The sequence below is a fragment of the Pseudarthrobacter sp. genome, from assembly GCF_036675385.1.
GTDB lineage: Bacteria > Actinomycetota > Actinomycetes > Actinomycetales > Micrococcaceae > Arthrobacter.
This window is the reverse complement of sequence record NZ_JAKFFD010000057.1, coordinates 1-2,862: the sequence shown is the minus strand read 5'-3', so window position 1 is coordinate 2,862 and position 2,862 is coordinate 1. Positions and strand designations below refer to the sequence as shown.

2 protein-coding genes and 2 tRNA genes are annotated in these 2,862 nt (G+C 62.4%); all 4 read right to left on the bottom strand.

The genetic code is table 11. The features are described from left to right. Positions 1-1,010: 1,010 nt before the first annotated feature. A complete protein-coding gene (locus tag V6M49_RS05065; RefSeq protein WP_332760374.1) occupies positions 1,011-1,286 on the bottom strand; it encodes a hypothetical protein in 276 nt (91 codons plus the stop codon). 298 nt (positions 1,287-1,584) lie between these two features. After that, positions 1,585-1,658: transfer RNA gene (locus V6M49_RS05060), tRNA-Met, on the bottom strand. A 62-nt stretch (positions 1,659-1,720) separates the two neighbouring features. Continuing rightward, a tRNA-Thr gene (locus V6M49_RS05055) sits at positions 1,721-1,792 on the bottom strand. A gap of 235 nt (positions 1,793-2,027) precedes the next feature. Continuing rightward, positions 2,028-2,862, bottom strand: an 835-nt coding sequence (locus V6M49_RS05050; protein ID WP_332760373.1) for a DbpA RNA binding domain-containing protein, incomplete at its 5' end; no start/stop codon positions are given.

The following is a 2,862-nucleotide window of genomic DNA, read 5'->3' as shown; positions in this document are numbered from 1 at the left end:
TTTGGTGGCGTTTTCTTCAGCTCCACGACGTCACCCAGCGGCAGCATCGGCATGTCGCTGGGGATAAGTTCGTGGACTAGCATTGCGACGGTTTGGCTTATATGCAGCCTTTTCATTTTTGCCGTTATTCTTGTAGTTGCCAGACTCCGTCGGTACCGTGCGTCGCTTATTGCACAGGCGAGTTCGTAGCGACTCGGCTTATATGCCGACGGCGCGCGCAGTCAGGATACTTGGACTACATGTGGGCTTGTGGGCTGCGGTCGCAGCGTTCTTTCCTGTTGTAGGCATAATCTTTGGCTTATCAGCTAATGATTCCATCTTGGTGGGGCTGTCTGCAGAGTTGGCCGTCCATGTGGTCTTTGGCTTTGGTGGTTCCTATCTTCTGCATGAGGCGGGACATATTGTCTTGTTGACTAGGTACCCGTCTGTTGAGGGAATAGATGTAACAGCGTCGTGGACTCGTTTCTCCGTTCATCCCCGTGGTAGTCTCAGCCCGCTCCAAGTGATAGCCGTCGGATTAATCGGCCCCGTCGGTTGCTTCGTGATAGGCGCCGGCTTATGGCTGCTCGGTTCTAATCTGGCATTCTGGTACATGGGTCACATCATCTTCCTGCTCCCTATTTTTGGCGATGGCAGGGCTGTCCTCTTGTCCCTTACTAAGATGCGGGCCGTGCTGTAGTTTGCAAACGGCCTGACCGTTCTTGCTATGCCGGGCAATGGCGCGAGGCAAACGGGGGTCTTCCCCGGCCCGCGCCAAGCCATCCTTCGTCTCAGCGGCACCTGCACCAGGTAGACGTAGAGGCAATTGCCGCATAGATCCACGAGCCCTGTTGGCGGTCCGTCAGGATCAACACCGCAAGGATGAGCAGCTATGCCCACCACAGAAGGTTTAGCGGCTCATAGTGGCCGCATGCGTCGTCTTGCGTGACATCCCAACCAAGTCACCCACGGTGAGGTCGGCGACCGTCTTCCAGCCGATAGGTGTGGCAACGCCGTGCGTAAGCGTCGCGTCAGCGCCGGCCCTCCGGGAACCGCGGCCACCCTTGGGCCGCCGGCTGATTCAGTCGACCTGCACAGACCATCTGGTCATTCCGTTCGGGTCCGGACCCGTTCTGTGGACTCAGGGACGCCCCGGTTGTCGAGGGTTTGCCGTCGATGCCGACCTTGAAGGCATCCGCAGTGGTGTCGACGGCCCGGCTGGCGGCTGCCCGGACCAGCGGCAGGTAGTGGGATGCAGCGTCTGCCGTCGACTGCTCACCGCGCTTGGTGTGGGCCACTGCAACCATGTTGCGGTTGTAGGCCCGGTCCAGACGGCTGAGGGTTCTTAATGGTGGCAGCCGACCTGGGCGCTTTAGGCGATCTAAAGGCCATAATTCGACGGACGGTACGATCCGCGGCACACCAAGACGATGGGGCCGTAGAGGGCCACCGAGGGGCTACCGTGGCCACGACAGCCCAGCCCCCTTCCGGGAGCAGCCATTTACAGCCACCCCTCAGAGAATCTGGGAGACGCCTCTGTTACGTGAGTCGTCATTCAAGACAGAAAAGCCCCCGGAATCTCAAGGATTCCGAGGGCTTAGCCTGTAGCGGTGGGGAGGCTCGATCTCCCGACCTCACGATTATGAGTCGTGCGCTCTAACCAACTGAGCTACACCGCCACGAATGAGAAAAACCTGCGCCAAGCCGGTCAAAAACCGCCTTGACACAGGCCCTCATCCAGAGCCCCCCACCGGAATCGATCCGGTGACCTCGTTCTTACCAAGAACGCGCTCTACCACTGAGCTAGGGGGGCAACGAGTAAATACTCTACCGGAAGATTTGGCCACCAACAAATCGGCTCCAGAACGACGCCCGCGGCGCCAAAAGTGCCGGAAATCCGGGCTTTCGGCGCCCTCCGGACGGCCCTTGAACCGGCCCGGAGACGGATCCCTGAGGGGATGTGACCAAGCCAACTTAAGCAGCAACCTTAAAGCAGAACGGGCCGGCAAGAAGCCGGCCCGTTCCCAGTTCACTTTAGGACGCTGTGGTTACCACTTGTTGCGGGGCTTGAAGCCGCCTTCGGTGCGCGGCTTGCGTGCCGCGTCGGTGCCCACGCTGCGCTCGTTGCGGTCGCTGAAGGAGCGGCCGCCGCGGTCAGCGGAGCTACGCTCGCCGTCGGTCTTGCGGAATTCCTTCTTGAACCCGCCGTTGCCCTTGAAGTTGCCGCCACGGTCGCCGCCCCCGGCGCCGCCGCCGGAGTAACCACCACGGTCGCCACCACCGGAGTAACCGCCGCGGTCGCCGCCGCCACGGTTGCCCTGGTAACCGCCACGCTCGCCGCCGCCACGGTTGCCCTGGTAACCGCCACGCTCGCCGTCACCGGAGGGCTTGCGGCCGTTGTCCAGCTCGAGGTGGATCAGCTCGCCGCCGATCCGGGTGCGGGACAGAGCCTTCAGCTGGTCGGCGCTGAGGTCCGCCGGGAGCTCCACGAGGGAGTGGTCCGCACGGATGTCGATGCCGCCGATCTGGGCCGAGGAAATGCCGCCCTCGTTGGCAATGGCGCCCACGATGGAACCCGGCATAACGCGCTGGCGGCGTCCGACGGCGATCCGGTAGGTGGCGTTGCCCTCGGTGAGCGTACGGGTGGGGCCACGTGAGCCGAAGCCGTCCTTGGAGCGCTCGCGCTTCTGGAAATCGGGAGCTGCGGCCAGTTCCTTGACCAGCAGAGGCTGACCGCCCTGGGCCATCACGGCCAGCGCGGCAGCGATCTCCGAAGCCGGCACGTTGTGCTCTTCCTCGTAGGAGGAGATGAGGTCGCGGAACGCGGCAACGTCCTCGGACTCGAGGGTCTCCGTGATGCGCTCGGCGAACTTGCCCAGGCGC

What these genes read in the sequence shown, in the direction of transcription:
- V6M49_RS05065 (WP_332760374.1), bottom strand. Translation starts at nt 1,286, where the DNA reads ATGGTTGCAGTGGCCCACACCAAGCGCGGTGAGCAGTCGACGGCAGAC.